General features: G+C 67.4%; 12 protein-coding genes and 4 pseudogenes. 7 read left to right on the top strand and 9 right to left on the bottom strand.

The window, feature by feature from the left end; all coding sequences use genetic code 11:
- Positions 1-94: 94 nt before the first annotated feature.
- Positions 95-1414, top strand: a complete 1320-nt coding sequence (locus tag KSS94_RS14370) for an NAD(P)/FAD-dependent oxidoreductase (RefSeq protein ID WP_217838769.1) — start codon at positions 95-97, stop codon at positions 1412-1414.
- 9 nt (positions 1415-1423) lie between these two features.
- Positions 1424-2203 carry a pyrroline-5-carboxylate reductase family protein gene (locus KSS94_RS14375; RefSeq protein WP_217838770.1) on the top strand — a complete coding sequence of 260 codons (780 nt, stop codon included), beginning with the start codon at positions 1424-1426 and terminating at the stop codon, positions 2201-2203.
- A 177-nt stretch (positions 2204-2380) separates the two neighbouring features.
- On the opposite strand, the gene KSS94_RS14380 is transcribed toward KSS94_RS14375, so the two are convergent.
- From KSS94_RS14380 to KSS94_RS14395, 3 genes and pseudogenes are all read right to left on the bottom strand, one after another.
- Positions 2381-3526 carry an AAA family ATPase gene (locus KSS94_RS14380; protein ID WP_217838771.1) on the bottom strand — a complete coding sequence of 382 codons (1146 nt, stop codon included), beginning with the start codon at positions 3524-3526 and terminating at the stop codon, positions 2381-2383.
- Between the two features lie 14 nt (positions 3527-3540).
- Entirely contained in the window at positions 3541-4401 is an 861-nt protein-coding gene (locus KSS94_RS14385) for an RNA ligase family protein (protein ID WP_217838772.1), read from the bottom strand.
- A gap of 537 nt (positions 4402-4938) precedes the next feature.
- Positions 4939-5199 (bottom strand): annotated as a pseudogene (locus tag KSS94_RS14395) (3-carboxy-cis,cis-muconate cycloisomerase); the annotation flags it as partial.
- Between the two features lie 3 nt (positions 5200-5202).
- On the opposite strand from KSS94_RS14395, the pseudogene KSS94_RS14400 reads away from it, so the two are divergent.
- From KSS94_RS14400 to KSS94_RS14410, 3 genes and pseudogenes are all read left to right on the top strand, one after another.
- Positions 5203-5424: pseudogene (locus KSS94_RS14400) on the top strand (UTRA domain-containing protein); the annotation flags it as partial.
- Between the two features lie 117 nt (positions 5425-5541).
- A complete protein-coding gene (locus KSS94_RS14405) occupies positions 5542-6192 on the top strand; it encodes a DUF998 domain-containing protein (RefSeq protein ID WP_217838773.1) in 651 nt (216 codons plus the stop codon).
- 74 nt (positions 6193-6266) lie between these two features.
- On the top strand, positions 6267-6596 hold the full coding sequence (locus KSS94_RS14410) for a hypothetical protein (RefSeq protein WP_217838774.1): 330 nt from the start codon (positions 6267-6269) through the stop codon (positions 6594-6596).
- Between the two features lie 182 nt (positions 6597-6778).
- Here KSS94_RS14410 and KSS94_RS27255 read toward each other — a convergent pair.
- Positions 6779-6946: pseudogene (locus KSS94_RS27255) on the bottom strand (LysR family transcriptional regulator); the annotation flags it as partial.
- Between the two features lie 203 nt (positions 6947-7149).
- Here KSS94_RS27255 and KSS94_RS14415 point away from each other — a divergent pair.
- Positions 7150-7941 (top strand): annotated as a pseudogene (locus KSS94_RS14415) (DMT family transporter); the annotation flags it as partial.
- Between the two features lie 66 nt (positions 7942-8007).
- On the opposite strand, the gene KSS94_RS14420 reads toward KSS94_RS14415, so the two are convergent.
- A complete protein-coding gene (locus KSS94_RS14420; protein WP_217838775.1) occupies positions 8008-9222 on the bottom strand; it encodes a YeeE/YedE family protein in 1215 nt (404 codons plus the stop codon).
- Between the two features lie 196 nt (positions 9223-9418).
- Between KSS94_RS14420 and KSS94_RS14425 the strand changes: the two genes are divergently transcribed.
- A complete protein-coding gene (locus KSS94_RS14425; RefSeq protein ID WP_217838776.1) occupies positions 9419-11017 on the top strand; it encodes a hypothetical protein in 1599 nt (532 codons plus the stop codon).
- Between the two features lie 215 nt (positions 11018-11232).
- On the opposite strand, the gene KSS94_RS14430 is transcribed toward KSS94_RS14425, so the two are convergent.
- The 4 genes from KSS94_RS14430 to KSS94_RS14445 all read right to left on the bottom strand — a co-directional run bounded on the left by KSS94_RS14430 (position 11233) and on the right by KSS94_RS14445 (position 16633).
- A complete protein-coding gene (locus tag KSS94_RS14430) occupies positions 11233-11985 on the bottom strand; it encodes a methyltransferase domain-containing protein (protein WP_217838777.1) in 753 nt (250 codons plus the stop codon).
- Positions 11986-12165: 180 nt separating this feature from the next.
- Positions 12166-12732, bottom strand: a complete 567-nt coding sequence (locus KSS94_RS14435; protein ID WP_217838778.1) for a lysozyme inhibitor LprI family protein — start codon at positions 12730-12732, stop codon at positions 12166-12168.
- Between the two features lie 63 nt (positions 12733-12795).
- The gene (locus KSS94_RS14440; RefSeq protein ID WP_217838779.1) at positions 12796-13974 is read right to left on the bottom strand and encodes a hypothetical protein; all 1179 of its coding nucleotides are present in this window, start codon (positions 13972-13974) and stop codon (positions 12796-12798) included.
- A gap of 217 nt (positions 13975-14191) precedes the next feature.
- On the bottom strand, positions 14192-16633 hold the full coding sequence (locus KSS94_RS14445; protein WP_217838780.1) for an alpha/beta fold hydrolase: 2442 nt from the start codon (positions 16631-16633) through the stop codon (positions 14192-14194).
- Between the last annotated feature and the right edge of the window lie 11 nt (positions 16634-16644).

The raw sequence follows: 16644 nt of genomic DNA on the forward strand, positions 1-16644 counted from the left end.
CGTGCCCATTCCTCCCACAACCCGTCATACCCGTTACATCCCCTGCCCCTGCGCAATGCCATAGTCCGGCAAAAAACAACACGGGCTACCCACCATGTACAGAAACACCTCCACCCCTGCCGACGACAACGGCTGCGGCTGGTTCCACCTCAGCCCGCAACGTGCCCTGCGTCCTGCGCACCGGGGGCGGAGCGAGGCCCGTTGGGTGGTACTTGGCGCCGGCTTTACCGGCCTTGCCGCCGCACGGCAACTGGCCCTGCACCACCCCGACGACGAGGTGATCCTGGTCGAGGCCCAGCAAGTCGGCTTCGGCGCCTCGGGGCGCAACTCGGGCTTTGCCATCGACCTGCCCCACGACATCGGCGCCACCGACTACATCGGCGACCTGCCCACCGCGCGCATGAACCTCAAGCTCAACCTGCGCGCCCAGGCCATCCTGCGCCAGCTGATCAGCCAGCACGGCATCGACTGCCAGCTGCGCCCGGACGGCAAGTACCAGGCCGCCATCGAGGACAAAGGCCTGGCGGTGCTGGAGGCCTACTGCAGCGGCCTGGAGAAGCTCGACCAGCCCTACCAGATGATCGACACCCGCGACCTGCCCGAGCACTTCGGCACCGGTTTCTACCGCAAGGCGCTGTACACCCCCGGCACCCTGCTGCTGCAACCGGCAGCCCTGGCCAAGGGCCTGGCCGACAGCCTGCCGGCTAACGTGACCCTGTACGAACACACGGTAATCACCGGCATCGACCAAGGCGCACGGGTCACTCTCAAGCACGCCAACGGCGAGATCGTCGCCGACCAGTTGCTGCTGACCAACAACGCCTTTGCCAGCCACTTCGGCTTCCTCAGTGGCCGCCTGCTGCCGATCTTCACCTACGCCAGCATGACCCGCCCGCTGAGCGAAGAAGAACAGGCGCGCCTGGGCGGCAAGGCCACCTGGGGCATCATCCCCGCCGACCCGTTCGGCAGCACCCTGCGCCGCACCCCGGACCAGCGCTTGCTGGTGCGCAACAGCTTCAGCTTCAACGCCAACGGCCAAGCCAGCCAACGCCACCTGCAACGGGCCGCGCGCCAGCACCGCGAGTCGTTCGAGCGGCGCTTCCCGATGCTTGCCAGCACGCCCTTCGACTACACCTGGGGCGGCTCGATGTGCCTGTCGCGCAACCACCTTTCGCACTTCGGCAGCCTGGCGCCGAACATCCATGCGGCGCTGTGCTGCAACGGCCTGGGCATCACCCGCGGCACCGCCACCGGCACCCTGCTGGCCGACTGGCTGGCCGGCGAGCGTGACGAGCTGATCGACTTCTTGCTCGCCAGCGACGGCCCCAACCGCAACCCGCCAGAGCCGCTGCTGAGCCTGGGGGTCAACCTGAATCTGCACTGGGGCCAGCGCCGCGCTGGCCTGGAAAGCTAAGGAGGCGTCATGCACAGCCTGGGAATTTTGGGGGTCGGCGAGCTGACCGAAAAAGTCGTGATCGGCCTGCGCCGGAGCGGTTACACCGGGGCGATCTTGCTCTCGCCACGCAATGCCGAACGCGCCCGGGTGCTGTCCAGCGAGCATGGCTGCCAGGTGCTGGAAAGCAACCAGGCGGTGGTCGATGCGGCTGAAACGCTGCTGTTGGGCGTACGCCCCGCCGCGCTCGCCGAACTGGCCGCGCAGGTGCAACTGCGCCCCGGGCAGGGGCTGCTGTCATTGGTGGCCGGGGTGAGCCTGGAACAACTGGCCAAGGCCTTCCCCGGCGCACAATGCGTGCGGGTGATGCTGTCCTATGCGGCGCAGTACAACCAGTCCACCGTGGTGGTGTGCCCGGCCGATGCGCTTACCGAGCAGGCCTTGGGGTCACTGGGCGAACTGGTGGTGGTGGCCGATGAAGCCGCCTTCGAGCTGGCCACCGTGGCGGCCTGCATGAATGGCTGGTTCTATTACTTGCTGCACGACCTGCAGCACTGGCTGAGCGACAAGGGCCTGCCCGCCGACCAGGCCCGCGCCCTGGTGCTGGGCAACCTGCAGGACTGCCTGGCCAGCGCCCGGCGCCAACCCGGCAGCAGCCTGCAGGCACTGGGGGATGCCATCGCCACCCCCGGCACCTTCACCGCCGATGGCCTGGCGGTGCTGATGCACCAACCGGTCAGTGCCACCTGGGGGGCGGCGTGCGAGGTAGTGCTGGATGGGTTGCTGACGCGGTCGCGGCTGGGGGATTGAGGCAGCAACGGCCTTGCTCAATGCCCGACAACTAGCGCGGTCCCTGTAGGAGCGGCCTTGCGCCGCGAAGGGCTGCGCAGCAGCCCCGGCAATTTTGCATGATGCATAAATCCTGGGGCCGCTACGCGCCCCTTTCGCGGCACAAGGCCGCTCCTACAGGGGGCGAACCTCGGTTCGTCAGCCAGTCACCACCTGATACGCCACCTGGTGCGCCTCGGTCGGCAACGGCACCTCCCACTTGAACAGCATGCGGCGGATGTCGTCGTTGCGCAGCGAGGTGTCGCGGCGCTGGTTGCGGCGCATGATCTCGGCTTCGGGGCGCTCCAGGTAGACCATCTGCACCTGGGCGTTGTAGCCGAACAGCAAATCCAGCGTGCGGCTGCGCATCTGCGCCGACAGGTGCGTGGAGTTCCACACGAACGGCCGCCGCTCACGCAGCAGCGCCTTGGCCCGGTCGATGGCGTAATGCGCGGCGGCGCCTTCGTTCTGCCCGTGGCGCAGGCCCAGGGCCTGGCGCGCATCGTCGAACGACACCACCGGCAAGTCCGGGTGGTGTTTCGCTGTCCAGGTGTCCTTGCCGCTGGCCGGCAACCCCGAGAGCATCACCACTTGCGAGCCTTCCGGTTGGTGCAGCGGGTAGTCCGGGTGCACCCGGGCGCCGCGCAGGTACTGGAGGCGCGTGTAGTCGTCGGCGTAGGCGCGCGGTCCGTGCAGGCAACCCTCCTCGGCCGCCAGTTCGCGCCACAGCTCGATGGCCATCAGCACCTCGGCCTTGCCGGTGTAATGGCGGCCCTGCATGTCGGCCTCGGCCATGGCGCACAGCATCCACACCGGCAGCTCCCACGACAGCTTGTGCAGCAAGAACTCCGCACTGCGCCCGCTGCGGTCGCCCTGCAGGGCAAAAAACGGCAGCTGGTGCACGGCGATGATGCGGCACACCTGCTCGCGCAGCACGAACGGCACCCCGGCGCGCCACAGCAGCAGCCGCGCATCCACCGAACCGCGCCGGGAATGGCCGGGCTGGCCGATGCGCCCGGTGTCGGGGTCGATCACCGTGGTGTCGGGCTTGGCGATGTCGTGCAGCAATGCGGCGAAAAACAGCACGAAGCGCTGCTCGGCCGTGGCTTGCTGGTAGGCCGTCTGGGCCAGCAGCGCCTCGACCACCAGGCGGGTATGAACCCAAACATCACCCTCGGCGTGGTAGGTCGGGTCCTGCGGGGTGTCGGCCAGGCGCGCCAGGGCCGGAATGGCCGCCAGGCACGCCGCAGCGTCCATGTCGTGCCCGGGATCGGGCACCAGTTGTTGCAATTGGCGAAACTCCATTTCGAAATACTCCTTCAGTAGCCACGGCGCGGGCCGTGCCAGTCCATGGACAGGCTCGGTGCATATAGGTCGACGCCGTCGGCCAGTTGATTGGGGATGAACGGTTGGTTGGCGTGGTGCTGGTCGGCATCGAGGATGGCCTGGACGAAGTCCTGGCGAACCCACTTCAAGCGCCCGGTGACCTGCTGCGCGTCCTCGAGCTTCAGGTACAGGCCCTCCATGCGGCTGGAGCGGTCGCACTGGCGCCAGGCGCGGGCCAGGTCCAGGCCTTCGCGCTGCACCACCTGCTCGAATACCTCGCGCCAGCGTTCGGTCTTGGCCAGCGAGTTGCCGATCAGCGCCATCAGGTCACTGTGGCGACGCGGCGCCGGGCCCTCGTACAGCACCGGTACCGACAGCACCGGCCCGCCGTCGAGCAGGCGCCGGCGCGCTGCGGTGCTGAGAAACTGGCCAGTGGCGCGGTCCCATACGTCGAACTCGCAGAAATAGTGCGGTAGGTGGTCGTAGAACACCGAGTGTTTCTTGTGCAGCCACTCGCCGTACAACACGAAGCGGTCTTCCAGGCGCCCGAGCAACCAGTGTTCGTGGGCCACGGCCCATTGCTTGAACAGGTTGAATTGGCGCTCGCGGCCACCGCCGGTGAGGTAGTGGCCGCGCGATTGCAGGCGCAGTTCGCCGCCTGCGCTGAAGCTGATGCCAGCGTTGGCACCGTCGAGTTTTTCTTCCACCACCAGCCACTGGCCGACCAGCGAGGCGTAGCGGACCTGGTCGGCGTCAGTGTCGCCATCCTGCAGGCGCGAGCCTTGCAGGTGGGGGGTACGGGGGTACTTGAGCAGTTCGAGGGTGTGCGCGTCGGCACGAAAATCCATGTTCATGGGTTTCTCCTTGGAAATAGGGAAAAACCGACGACAGGATCAGGCAGGCACAGCGATGAAGCGCCGCCGCGCACGGGCGCGGGCAGCCATCAGGCACGATGGACCGTCGTCGGTATCAGGCTTGTTGGCAGGCTTGGGGCACTGGCTTCACCACTTTGTGGAAGGTTGCTGGGATTAAGGGCGCGCATTCAACAGCATTGGGGGGCGAGGGTCAAGTGTGGGGGTTGGGATTCGTAGGCTATCGTGGTTTTTCTGACACCCTCACGGGCCCTATCGTCGGCAAGCCGGCGATTGCGATCCAGCAAGGAGCGCAGCCGCCAAGGCCAACCCCGATGGCTGCAACCTGAAACTTACAAGGCAGCCCCAGGTGCCCGCGCATACTCCTCGCGCACATCGACATGTAGACACCCGGTTCAGGCCATCCTCCACCACCGCCCGGCGCTCGTGCTTGAGTGCCAGCAAGGCAAAGCCGGACAGCACCGCAATTACCAGCACCTGCAGCACCTGGCCAGCGGCGAAGGCGCCGACGAAGTTGTCGGCCAGGGCCAGGTCGACCATCTGCGGCGCCAGGCCCAGGTAGTTGGCCGGGTCGCACAGGCGCTCAAGGGTTGCCAGCTCAAGCTCGGCGATAGCCTCCCCTTGGGCCTTGAGCGCCTCGAGCAGGCTGATGCCCTGGTCGTTGGCCATGCGGCAGGCGGCGTAGACCACCTCGAGGGCCACCTGACGGCCAAGTGCCGAGGCCAGGCCCATCATCACGGCTTCGGCAACGATCAGGCCCTGGGTCATGTCGAGGCGGCGGTCAATTTCGGTCGCGCCATCGCAGTGGTGGACCAGCAAGTGCGCGCAGTGCTGCTGCCCGTGGAACTTGCCCGCGAACTCAAGGCTGAAGCTGGGTCGCCGGGGCTGAAGATCCTGCGCCATTACCGTGACGACGACGGCCAACTGATGGCAGTATCGGAAACCGTGCACCCGGATGACCGCTTCACCCTGGTGCCCCAGATACACCGGGACAAGGCCATCTGAACACCCCCCCCTGTAGGAGCCGGCTTGCCGGCGATGAGGCCAGGCCTGAAAACCAGATGTTTCGCCCAATCGCCGGCAAGCCGGCTCCTACAGGCTCAACCAAGGAAGGTACCCCGCATGAAATCCCTCGACCGCCTGCTGCTCGCCAGCGGCCTGCTGATCCCCCTCTGGCTGCTGGCCGGCGTATGGCTCACAGCCCTGGCCTACCCCGGCTACGACCACCTGCAACAGGCCATGAGCCAGCTCGGCGCCAACGGCGCACCCACTCATGGCTTCTCCCCTTGGGTGAACAACTTCCCCCTCGCCCTGCTGTTCGCCCTGTTCGCCTGGGGCCTGGCGCGGCGCTGGCGTGAATCGAAGCTGGCCAGACTCAGCGCGCTGCTGGTACTGCTGCATGGTGTCGGCAGCCTGGGCACCGGCCTGTTCGCCTGCGACCAGGGCTGCGCGCCGGCGGTGCCGTCGCTGTCGCAGCAACTGCACAACCTGAGCGGGCTGCTGATGTTCCTGTCGCTGACCCTGGCCTGCGTACTGTGGGTACGCCTGGGCAAACGCCTGGCACACTCGCCGGGCCTGGCCTGGGGGTCGCTGCTGTGCAGCGTGCTGGCGGTGGTGACCGTGGTGCTGATGGCCCAGGCGGCGCAAAGCGGTGAACTGTTCGGCCTGTACCAGCGGCTGAACTACGGGGTTGCGGTGTTGTGGCTGGCGGCGCTGGCCTGGGTGTCGCGGCGCCCGCCCAGCCGCAACCCGCTGCGCCTGGCCATCGTTTGACGGCAAAGTGGTGGCCCCCAGGCGTTTGCAGTGAGGGCAAACTCCGTTCTCCTTCAGACGCTTAGGACAGCAACATGCGGGTATTTCTAGCAAGCGTAGCCGGCTGCCTGCTGGCCGTTGCCAGCCTCCAGGCCCAAGCCCGGGCCCTGAGCCAGAACGAACGACAAGTGTGCGGCTGGGGCTCGCAGATTGCCGCCGAGGCCCAGCAGGCCAAGCTTTCCGGCGTGACCCTGTACGCCACGCGCAAGAAGCTGCAGGCCCGCAAGTTCGCCAAACCCTGGATGCGCATGACCGCCTTCGGTATTACCGAGCAGACCTACAACAGCCGCTCGCGGCTGAAGCCGGCGGCGATCAAGCAGACTTACTATGAGCAGTGTGCTCAGCATGCCGTTGCAAAGCGATAAAGCTCTATAATTCAATTGCTTACACCTAATACCTAAAGCCATTTTTCAAGTAGATCGCGTCAGGGCTTCCAGGTGTTCGCCGAAGATTCTTTAGCGCCTACCAGATCGAGCGCCGCGCGGGCGGCGCTCGATCTGGCAGGCGCTGCAAGGGGTGTGGCGAGCACCCGCAAGCCCTTACGCAATCAACTTGAAAGGATTGCCTGATCCCGCCATGGCGCACCACCCGCGAAACAGCCCTCCAGCCACCCCTTGAACGCGCACACCGCCGCGGTGTTCAAGCGTGCCGATGGCCGCACCAGGTAAACCCCCGCCGCCACATCCAACTGCCAGTCCGGCAACACCCGTTGTAAAGGTGCGCCCAGCCTAGGTTGCTGCACAGAATCGAACAATCGGCCCGGTCGCAGATCACTCGTGCACCCGGCGCAGCAACCACAACCATCCCGCCGCCCAAGAAAATCTTTGTTGCCTACCACGTACGCGATATCGACACTCGAGCCACGACCACCAGACGACAGGCTTGCCCGGCAAGCCTTCTGGCCCAACAGGTAAACCCATGCATAACAACCAAACCTGTAGCGCCCCTGCCCCATCCCTGCTGCTGCCCACCGCCCTTAGCCTGCTGGCCTTCGCCGCCAACTCGCTGTTCTGCCGCCTGGCCCTGCGTGACGGGGCCATCGACGCCGATGCCTTCACGGCCATTCGCCTGGGCAGCGGCGCGTTGTTTCTGCTGGTGCTGCTCAACTTCGGCCCCAGGCGCCGTCGCCCGCGAGGCAGTTGGGCAGCCAGCCTGGCATTGCTGGCCTATGCCTGGCTGTTCTCGGTGGCCTACCTGCAACTGGGCGCCGGGGTGGGCGCGCTGATCCTGTTTGGCGCCGTACAGGTGAGCATGTTCGCCTGGGGCCTGCTGCGCGGCGAGGCGCTGAACCGGCGCGTGCTGGCGGGCATGCTGCTGGCTTTCACCGGGTTGGTTGCCCTGTTGCTGCCGGGCGCAGGCGCGCCGGCGCTGGGCAGTGCGCTGCTGATGGTGCTGTCGGGAGTGGCCTGGGGGGCGTATTCGTTGCTCGGCAAGGGGTCGGCTGATGCGCTGGCCGACACGGCCGGTAACTTCTTGCGCTGCCTGCCGTGGGTGGTTGTGCTGGGGGCACTGCTGATGATCAGCGATACACACCCGCCACTACGCGCTGACGGCGTGCTGTATGCCTTGGGCTCAGGGGTGCTGGCCTCGGGCGCAGGTTACAGCCTGTGGTACGCGGTGGTCAGGCACATGAGTGCGCAGCAGGCCGCGACGCTGCAACTGAGCGTGCCGGTGCTGCCAGTGCTGGCGGCGCTGGGCGGGGTGGCGTTGGCGTTGTTGCCCAAGGGCAAGCCGGCTCCTACAGGCGCAGGAGCCGGCTTGCCGGCGATAGGGCCCTCAGCAGCCGCTCAAGGCCGGCGCCTTGCGCTCACCGGCAAAAAACAGCGGGCGCAGGCGCACGCCGATCAGGTTGCCGGCGTAGGCCGCCACCAACCACAACCAGCCATGCACGCTGCCCGAGGCGATGCCACTGAAATACGCGCCAATGTTGCAGCCATAGGCCAGGCGCGACCCGTAGCCCAGCAGCAGGCCGCCAATCACCGCCGCAACCAGCGACGCCAGTGGGATTTTCAGGCTCGGCGCAAAGCGCCCGGCCAGCCCGGCGGCCAGCAGCGCACCCAGCACGATACCGATGTCCATCACCGTGGTGATGTCCTGCCACAGCGGCGCAGCCAGTGCCTTGGCATTGGCCGGGGCCTGCCAGAACACCCAACTGCCCACATCCACGCCCAGGCCGTTCAAGGTCTTGGCGCCCCACAGGGCGAACGCCGAGGTGATACCCCACGGCCGCCCGGCCAGGGCCAGGGTGGCGTAGTTCAGCAGCGCCAAGGCGATGGCGCCCCAAAGCAGCGGCCATGGCCCACGCAGGAAGCGGCGCAGCCCCTGGTGCTCGCTGCTCACCGGCGCTTCAAGGCCGCCGTGGCGGCGTTTTTCCAGCACCACCGTGGCCCAGGCGATCAGCCCGAACACCGCCAGGCTCACCAGCAACGCCGGGGCAAGGCCCCAGGCCTGCACGATGGAGGTGGCCGGGAACGACGGCAGGGCAAACCACCAGTCGGCATGCTGGGTAGCGGTGACCGAACCGATGATGAAGAACAGCAAGGTCACCAGCATGCGCGCATTGCCGCCGCCCACGGTGAACAGCGTGCCTGAGGCGCAACCGCCGCCAAGCTGCATGCCGATGCCGAAGATGAACGCGCCGAACACCACCGACACGCCCGCCGGCGCCACCAGGCCGCTGACCGGGTTGCCGAACAGGTTGCCGGCCGCCAGGGCCGGGAAGAACAGCAGTACAGCCAGCGCCAGCATGACCATCTGCGCACGCAGCCCGGCGCCGCGGCGCTCGTTGATGAACACCCGCCAGGCCGAGGTAAAGCCAAACGCGGCGTGGTAGAGGGTCAGGCCCAGGGCGGCGCCGACCACAAGCAGCAACACCTGCTTGAAGCCTGCATTGAGGTTGAGGAACCAGGCCCCTGCCAGCAGTAGGGCCAGGGCGATCAGCGGCGCGCCAAGGCGGCGCGGCTGGGGTGTGGAGGTAGCGGAAAGACCCATCGGGATACTCGGATAACAGTCAAACGGGGGCGCGAGTATAACCCCCTGAAGCCTGTCTGTGGTCCGCACGAACACTATCAACGTGCTACCATGCCCGCCGCAAACAGGACGCTCCACCGCCTCGACAAGGAAAGCCGCGCGTGTACACCCCTTCGCCCCGCCCTGCCCGCTCACCCCGCCAGCCGGGTAACGCCCGATGATCGCCGCCCTGCTGCGCGGCGCCGCGCACTCTGCGCAAAGCTCGCCCTGGCAATGGCTGGCCCGTGCCCTGTGGGGCGGCAGCCTGCCGCTTACCCGCGCCCAGGGCGTGTGGCTGGCGCGCCTGATGCTGCTGCCAACCCTGGCCTGGCTGGTGTTCGCTCTGGCTTACCTGGCACAACTGGCCGACCTGCCCGGCACCCTCGCGCCCCATGCCCGCCTGCAACAGGTGGCCGAACACGGCCAGTGGCTGGGCGGCACGGCGGTGACCCTGCTGGTGCTCAGTTGCCTGCTGCGCAAGGGCATGCGCCTGCGCTGGGGCGTCGGCCGTACCTTGCTGTGGGGGCTGATCAGCTGCAGCACCGGCCTGTACCTGGGCTACCACAGCCAACGCCTGCTGCTGGACAACCTGGTGCACAGCGCCAGCCCCGCCCAGCAGGCCCAGGCCGCCTATGGCATCCCCCTGCTCAACCGCCTGCTCGAGCACGACCTGCAACTGGACGGCCAACGGGCCACACCAGCACAACTGGCCACCCCGGAAGGCAAGCTGCGCCTGGCCGGCCTGGCGCTGCAACTGCCCTACCTGTCGCCGTTGCCGGCCATCGACGGCCTGACCCCGCAGGGGTTCTACCAGCAGCTGGCCGACCAGCAGCGCGGCGGCCTTGCGCGCAACTACGAGCGCTACCGCCAGGCCACCGCCCGCCAGGAAGACAACTACCGGCAATACCGCCGCGCCAGCCAGTTCTACTTCGGGGCCACCAGCCGCCTGGCGATACTCCAGCGCCAGGGCCAGGCCTGGGACGACTACCTGCGCCTGCTCGGCCAGCGCGGGCGCAACATCAACCCCTGGACGCTGCCGGCCAGCGAGTGGCAATCGGTGCGCCACGTACTGCGTGAACAGATGAACGTACCGGTCAACGACATGTGGCGCCCCGACGACCGCCCGGGCTTCAACCGCGCGGTGGCCGGCCAGGTGCGCCGCGATGCGCGCAACCAGTACGCCGAGATGATCCAGCAGCGTATCGGCGCCGGCTGGATCGAACCCGGCATGGACCGCCCGATGTTCCTTGGCGTGGACGCCATCCAGGCGCAGTGGCGCCAGGACCTGGACCTGCCTGCCGGCATCACCCTGTACGCCTACCAGACCGAACAGGCCTTCGACAGCAGCGCCTACCAGCCGGCGCTGCAGCATGATGCGCGGGAGATGATCAAGCGCCGCGTGGCCAACGCCGACGACCTGTCGACGCTTGGTGCCGACAGCTACCGCGACCTGATCACCCCTGCGGTTAGCCTGCTGCTGGTACTGAGCGGCGTGGCGGTGCAGCTGTTCCGTGCCCTGGCTTACTTGCTGCGTCTGCTGCAACCACAACCGTTGAGCCTGTACCTGAAGCTGCTGGTGGCCTATGCGCTGCTGCTGGGCAGCTTGCCGCTGCTGGCGGGCAAGGCCCAGGTGGCGGGTTTCGAGGGTGGCGAGCTGCCGGGCTGGACCCTGCCCTGGGCCAGCCGCGCGGTGGACTGGGCGGCGCCGTTGCAGGGGCGGTTGTATCCGCTGGGGAACGAGATTGCCGAGCACTGGTTGGGTCAGCCCACGCGTTGATACCCTGTCGAGGTCACTGTAGGAGCCGGCTTGCCGGCGAACACCGGCGCAGCCGGTGCCATGGGTTGGCTGTTCGGACGCCATCGCCGGCAAGCCGGCTCCTACAAGTACAGCGTGATACGAGGCTCATGCGCCCCCAGTAGGAGCCAGCTTGCCGGCGATGAGGCCGGCGCGGGCACATCCATCTACGCCCCCTTGCAGCGTTTGCGCGGTGCTCAACGCTTGCGCGCCACCACCCCGAAAGCCATATCGCCGATGTAGACCCCCGGCGTTTCACGCCGCTCGGCATCCAGGCGCGCCTGCAACGTCTCGACCCCCACCTGCCGCGCCGTCGCCACGCCATGGGCAATGATCCGCGGCAGGCAGGCGCGGATGATCTCACCCAGGGCATAGGGCATGTCCGGGGTCTGCAGCAGCGCCTCGGCGCGCAGGTCTTCGACCGCGAGCCCGGCCTCGCTGAAAATGCGTTGCAGATTGAAACCGATATGCAGGTCGGCGCCTTCGTGGGCGAGCATGCGCTGCAACCACAGCTGGGCCTTGCGGTGCAGCGGGAACGGCACCAGGCTGGCCGGCGTCAGGGTGTTGTCGTGCTCCTGGAACACCATCACCCCGCCCGGTAGCAACAGCTTGCCCAGGGCGCGCACCGCCCTCACCGCATCGGGCTGGTACATCAGCACCCGGCGCCCGACGATGGCGTCGAACAACCCCAGGCTGGCAGGCAGCGCATGCAGGTCACAGGCGATGAACTCGGGGTGCGCAGCGCCTTTGGGCACCGGGCGCTCACGGGCCAGGGCCAGTGCGGCTTCGGCCTGATCGATACCCACTACCGCACCGTCCTGCTCCACCAGCCGCGCCAGCAACCCGCTGACCTCGCCGCTGCCGCAGCCGACATCGAGCACGCGCATGCCGGGGCCGATCTGCGCGTCCTGCAGCAGGCGCGTGGTGAAGTCCGTTTTCGACAGTGGCATGCCGTGCTCCTTCGCCAGGGAGCGCCAGTGTGCCGAGGACGGGGGGTTGGGCACAAGGGTGGGGTTAGCGGCTATCGGTTGCCTGGGAGCGGGCTTGCCCCGCGCTACCGGCGCAGCCGGTGCCATCGAATCGCGGGGCAAGCCTGCTCCCACAAATTGCAGCGAGGCTGCGCTTTCACCTCAGTCCAGCGTCACCTGAAACGCCATGCGCTTCTGGCAATCGTCCGGCGCCTCATCGTGCAGGCGCTGGGCCAGCTTGCAATTCTGCGCGATGTATTCCACCCGCTCGCCGTTCAGGTGCTCGCTGGTGAAGCGCTCATCGAACAGCTCCTTGACCTGCGGGTCAACCGACGCCGCGCGGTAGTAGCCGTCCTGGGGCAGCCCGGTGCGGTAGTACACCAGCTCGCCGATACGCGCCGAGGTCAGCTGGGTCAGGCAGCTCAGGCGCGCCAGCGGCGCCTCGCGGCCACCCTCCTCGCTGTCCACCCGCGCCGCGCAATACTGGTCGCGGAACGACTGCCACGCCCGCTGCACCGCCTTGATGTCGCTGCGCTGGTCGGGCAGGTCGCGCTGGGCCGCCCAGAACTGCTCGCCCAGCACGCGGTCGGCCTGCTTGTATTGGGCGTTCATGCAGGCGGTGATGCCGGCGGTACTGAAATCATCAGGGTTGCAAGCCAGGGCGCTGCCGGCTGCCAGCAGTGCGGCGCCAGCCAGGGCGGTGGCAAGGGAGCGTTTCGTGGAGTGCATCTAGGCAAAGTCCTTTTCGAATGTGTCTGGCAGGTCAAGGCACCCGGCAACGGGGCGCCGGCCTCACTTGAAGGTATCCAGGTAGCCCTTGATCAGGGCGGCGTTCTGGTAGGGGAAGCTGCTGGGTTCAAAGTCACCCCGGCCATCCAGGCCGCTGGAACCCGGGGCCAGGCGCACCGCCTGGTTTTCTTCCAGGGAGCCATTGCCATCGTGCTGGTAGGCATGGATTTCATAGTAGGTACCCGCAGTGCCGATACCTGCGTGGTTGACCTGCCACGACACCAGCACCACCACGTGCGGCTCGCCCTTGATGCGGTGGTAGAACAGGGTCTGGACCGTGGGTGGCCCGCCTTCGGTGCTGTAACTGGCCACCAGCGAGCGCATCTGCCCGCCGGTGCCTTCGCTATGGTCCATCATCAGTGCCACCGGGTAGCGCTCATCGCCGGTCTGCAACACCGAGAGCCGGCTGGCCTCGAGCACACCGTTGGCGAAGGGCCCCATGGCGACCTCGAAGGTTTCATTGTCCAGCAACCGGCTCAGATAGCCGGGTTCGTAAGGCTGAAACGCCAGCTGCTCATTTTTGTCGGCGACTTCCAGCCGGGCCGGCTGTTGCAGGTTGTCGGCTGCATACACCACGTACACATTGCGACTGACCAGGCCGTAGCGGGCCTTGGCCGAGTTGATGGTCAGCCGGGGCAATTCGGTATACAGCTCATCCTTGCCCAGGTATTCGCGCCGCACCTCGGCCTCCCCCCAGCGGGCTTCGGTCACCCACGACAACTGCAGCTGTATGGCAGGCCGCAGGTCGACAGGGTCCACCTCGGCATACCAGCGCACGGTGTATTCGCTGGCCAAGTCGGGGAAGTGCTCATCGAGCACCCGCCCCAGCCCGCACACCGCCCTTTGCAAAAAGGCGCCGCTGTACCCGCTGCGGGTGCTGAGGTACACACAGTCGACCTTCATCACCGACGCTTCAAGATAAAGCGTCACCACCGCCCGGTAAGGCACACTGACGGTATTGTTCTCGTATTCCAGCGCAGGCTGGCCGTTGAAGCGCAGCAACGCGCGGGTGTTCTGCCCTTGCTGCGTGAAGATGCCAGGCACTTCGATGCGCTGCCCGCCTTCTTTCGCCACAAAGCTCAGCGCGCCGCTGACGGGGTCTTCGCGGTAAGTGCCCTGCCAGTTTTGCAGCTCATTGGCGCCAACCTGGGCGCTGGCCACAAGGGCCAACAAAGCGGGCACAGCACAGCGCAAGATTGTGCGTAACCTGCGCTTGATCGTGACAACCAGGGGGATGGCTGCAGCGGCGTTGCGGTTGATCAGCATGTGCTCGACTCGAATCCTTTCTGTCGTACGGCGGGCCATGATAGCACTGTGCCTTGTTGCGGCTATCGGGCAGACCCTTACGGCCCTATCGCCGGCAAGCCGGCGCCTACAGGGGTTGCGTAAAACTCAGGCATTACGGCTCCACCAGCCGCAGCTCGCCATCGCGGTACAGCACTTCGCGGCCCAGCCATTCGTTGCCCACCTGTGGCAATACCGCCGACGGCTTGCGCAGCTCGCGCAGCAACGTCGAGCCGTGGGACAGCCGCCCGCCCATGCGCGCGATCACCGCGCGGGCGGCCTGGTACTGGGCGTGGCGGCCGGGGTCCAGGGCATCCTCCAAAAGGATGTCCTGGCCAAGAATGCCCTGCACCTGGCCGGGGTAGATCATGAAACCGCTGGCCTGCTCGGCGCCCTCGCCCCCGTCCTGCCAGAAACTGCCCTCGCGGCTGCGCACCTGCGGGTGCGGGGCGAACCAGTGCTCGCGCTCGGCCAGCGGCATGGCGTGGTGCAGGCGCAGGAAGATGCGCATGAGGTTGTCGCGGTACCACTCTCTTACTTGCAGGTAGTAGCCGCGCATGCCCGGTAGGCCGAGCCTGTGGGCCAGCCGCGCCCGGCCCGGCCAGGCCGGCATCGGCTGCAACGGCAACTTGCCCGCCTCCGGGCGCGGCGTGCCGGGGTCGGTCTCCCAGGGCAGGCGGTGAGGCTGGTGCTGCACCTGCTCGTAAGCGGTCGGCGGGCGGCCCAACAGGCTGCCGCCGCTGCTGGCCAGGGCGCTGGCGATGCACAGGTTGCCCTGCACCACGAACACATAAAAGCGGCTGAACCAGTCTGCCAGTTGCGGGCCATCGGCCCCCTCGGCGCGCAACTGCGCCAGCTCTGCATCGAAGCGTTGCAGCCCGGGCCCCAGGGCCTGGAAATGCGCCCGTGCCTGGTACTGCATGCGCAGCAGCAGCGGCAGCGAACGCAGCAGGCGCAATGGCCGCCACGGCAGGTGCGGGGTAGCCCCGCCCACTTCGCCAGCATAGCTGGCCGAGGCCACGCCCCAGTCGGCCAAGCGCGCCAGGAACAGGTCGTTGTTGATGTACGAGGCGCCGCCGAACACGGCTGTGAAGGGTTCGTTGTCCTGCAGCACGCGGCTGTCCCAACGCGCCATCACCGCAGGGATGCTACCTGCGGCGCGGCGCTGGGCATACTCGACGAAGCGGCTGGGTTGCGGCGGCAGAATCTCGGCGATGTTGGCTGCGGTCAGGTGGCGGCGCCAGCCGTGCTCGCTGATTGGCCGGTACTGCAGCAGCCACAGCTGCTGGCCGTCCCAGGCCCATTCGATATCGCCGGGCACGTAGTGGAACACCTTGAGCACATCCTGCAGAAAACCCCACAGCAGGGTTGCCGTCAGGCCATGCAGCGGCTCGAAGCGCCCGCTCTGCCAGGCCTCGCCCAAACGCGAAAGGGTCGCCCGCTGCGGCGTGGCCGTGCCATCGGCCAGGGCCTCCAGATGGCCTTCGACCCACTCCAGCTCCACCGCCAGGTGGCGCACGAAGGCGATACCCGACACCTGCGGGGTGATGAAGCGCTGCACCACCACTTCCTCCACGTCCGCTGCGCGAAGTTCGGCGATGCGCCCAGCCACCTGCCCGGCCGGCACCCGCAGGTAGGTGGTACTCAGGCCGGCATTGGCCGCGTCGGCCTGGTCTTCGCCGTAGCTGGACGAGCGCACCGCCCACAGGGCCTCAGGGGCTGCCTGCAGCAGCTGCGCCAGGCGCGGGTCGCTGGCAGCCTCCAGCGTCAGTACCTGGGGCACCGCTTGCCCGGCCAACTGCGCCAGGCGCAGGCGCCCGCCCTTGGTGTGGGCGACAAAGCCCGGCTCGCCCGATTCCAGCCAGGCGACGAAGGCAGCCGGTGCGTCGATCCACGGGTAGTGCCCCCAGCCCGGGCGCAGGCTGATGCGCAGATCGGCACGGGCGAGAATCGCCGACCAGGCGGCGGCCTGGCGGATACCGAGCATCTGGTCCTGGTCGCCCCACACTAGCTCCACCGGGTCGCTCACCCACTCCAGCAGTGGCAACGCGGTGTCGGCGCGCAACTGTTGCCAAGACGGCACGAACGCCCGGCAGCGGGCGTAGCCGGCGCCCATGCGCTGGTACTGCGCGGGCGTCCAGCGTTGCGCGGAAAACTTGCGGGCGAACCAGCCCGGGCGGTGGCTCAGCAGCCAGTGAATACCCTTGCGCATCGGCCAGGGCGCCATCAACGCCGGCAACCGGCGCTGCCACAGAAAGGCGCCAACCGGCGCCAGCAGCACGCTGCGGCTGAAATGCCCCGGGCGACGCTGCAAGGCGTGCAGCACGATCAACCCGCCAACACCCACGGCCATGATCGCGTGCCCGCGCTCGGTCAGCGCTAGCAACGCCTCGGCGTAGCCTGCCAGGTCTTCGCAGGGCGGCTGCGGGTTGTCACCAAAGCCCGGCAGCTCCAGCGGCTGCACGCGGTAATGCTGGAAATGCGCCAGGGCATCGTCCCACCAGTCGGCAGCGCTGCCATTGCCGGCGAGCAGGTACAACAGGGGCTGTTCAGCCAAGACAAAATCCT

It is taken from the genome of Pseudomonas fakonensis, from assembly GCF_019139895.1.
In the GTDB taxonomy this organism is placed as follows: domain Bacteria; phylum Pseudomonadota; class Gammaproteobacteria; order Pseudomonadales; family Pseudomonadaceae; genus Aquipseudomonas; species Aquipseudomonas fakonensis.

Coding starts and splice junctions, on each gene's coding strand:
- KSS94_RS14385 (WP_217838772.1), bottom strand. CDS start 4,401: ATGAACATGGATTTTCGTGCCGACGCGCACACCCTCGAACTGCTCAAG.
- KSS94_RS14410 (WP_217838774.1), top strand. CDS start 6,267: ATGCGGGTATTTCTAGCAAGCGTAGCCGGCTGCCTGCTGGCCGTTGCC.
- KSS94_RS14375 (WP_217838770.1), top strand. CDS start 1,424: ATGCACAGCCTGGGAATTTTGGGGGTCGGCGAGCTGACCGAAAAAGTC.
- KSS94_RS14435 (WP_217838778.1), bottom strand. CDS start 12,732: ATGCACTCCACGAAACGCTCCCTTGCCACCGCCCTGGCTGGCGCCGCA.
- KSS94_RS14430 (WP_217838777.1), bottom strand. CDS start 11,985: ATGCCACTGTCGAAAACGGACTTCACCACGCGCCTGCTGCAGGACGCG.
- KSS94_RS14370 (WP_217838769.1), top strand. CDS start 95: ATGTACAGAAACACCTCCACCCCTGCCGACGACAACGGCTGCGGCTGG.
- KSS94_RS14420 (WP_217838775.1), bottom strand. CDS start 9,222: ATGGGTCTTTCCGCTACCTCCACACCCCAGCCGCGCCGCCTTGGCGCG.
- KSS94_RS14380 (WP_217838771.1), bottom strand. CDS start 3,526: ATGGAGTTTCGCCAATTGCAACAACTGGTGCCCGATCCCGGGCACGAC.
- KSS94_RS14425 (WP_217838776.1), top strand. CDS start 9,419: ATGATCGCCGCCCTGCTGCGCGGCGCCGCGCACTCTGCGCAAAGCTCG.
- KSS94_RS14405 (WP_217838773.1), top strand. CDS start 5,542: ATGAAATCCCTCGACCGCCTGCTGCTCGCCAGCGGCCTGCTGATCCCC.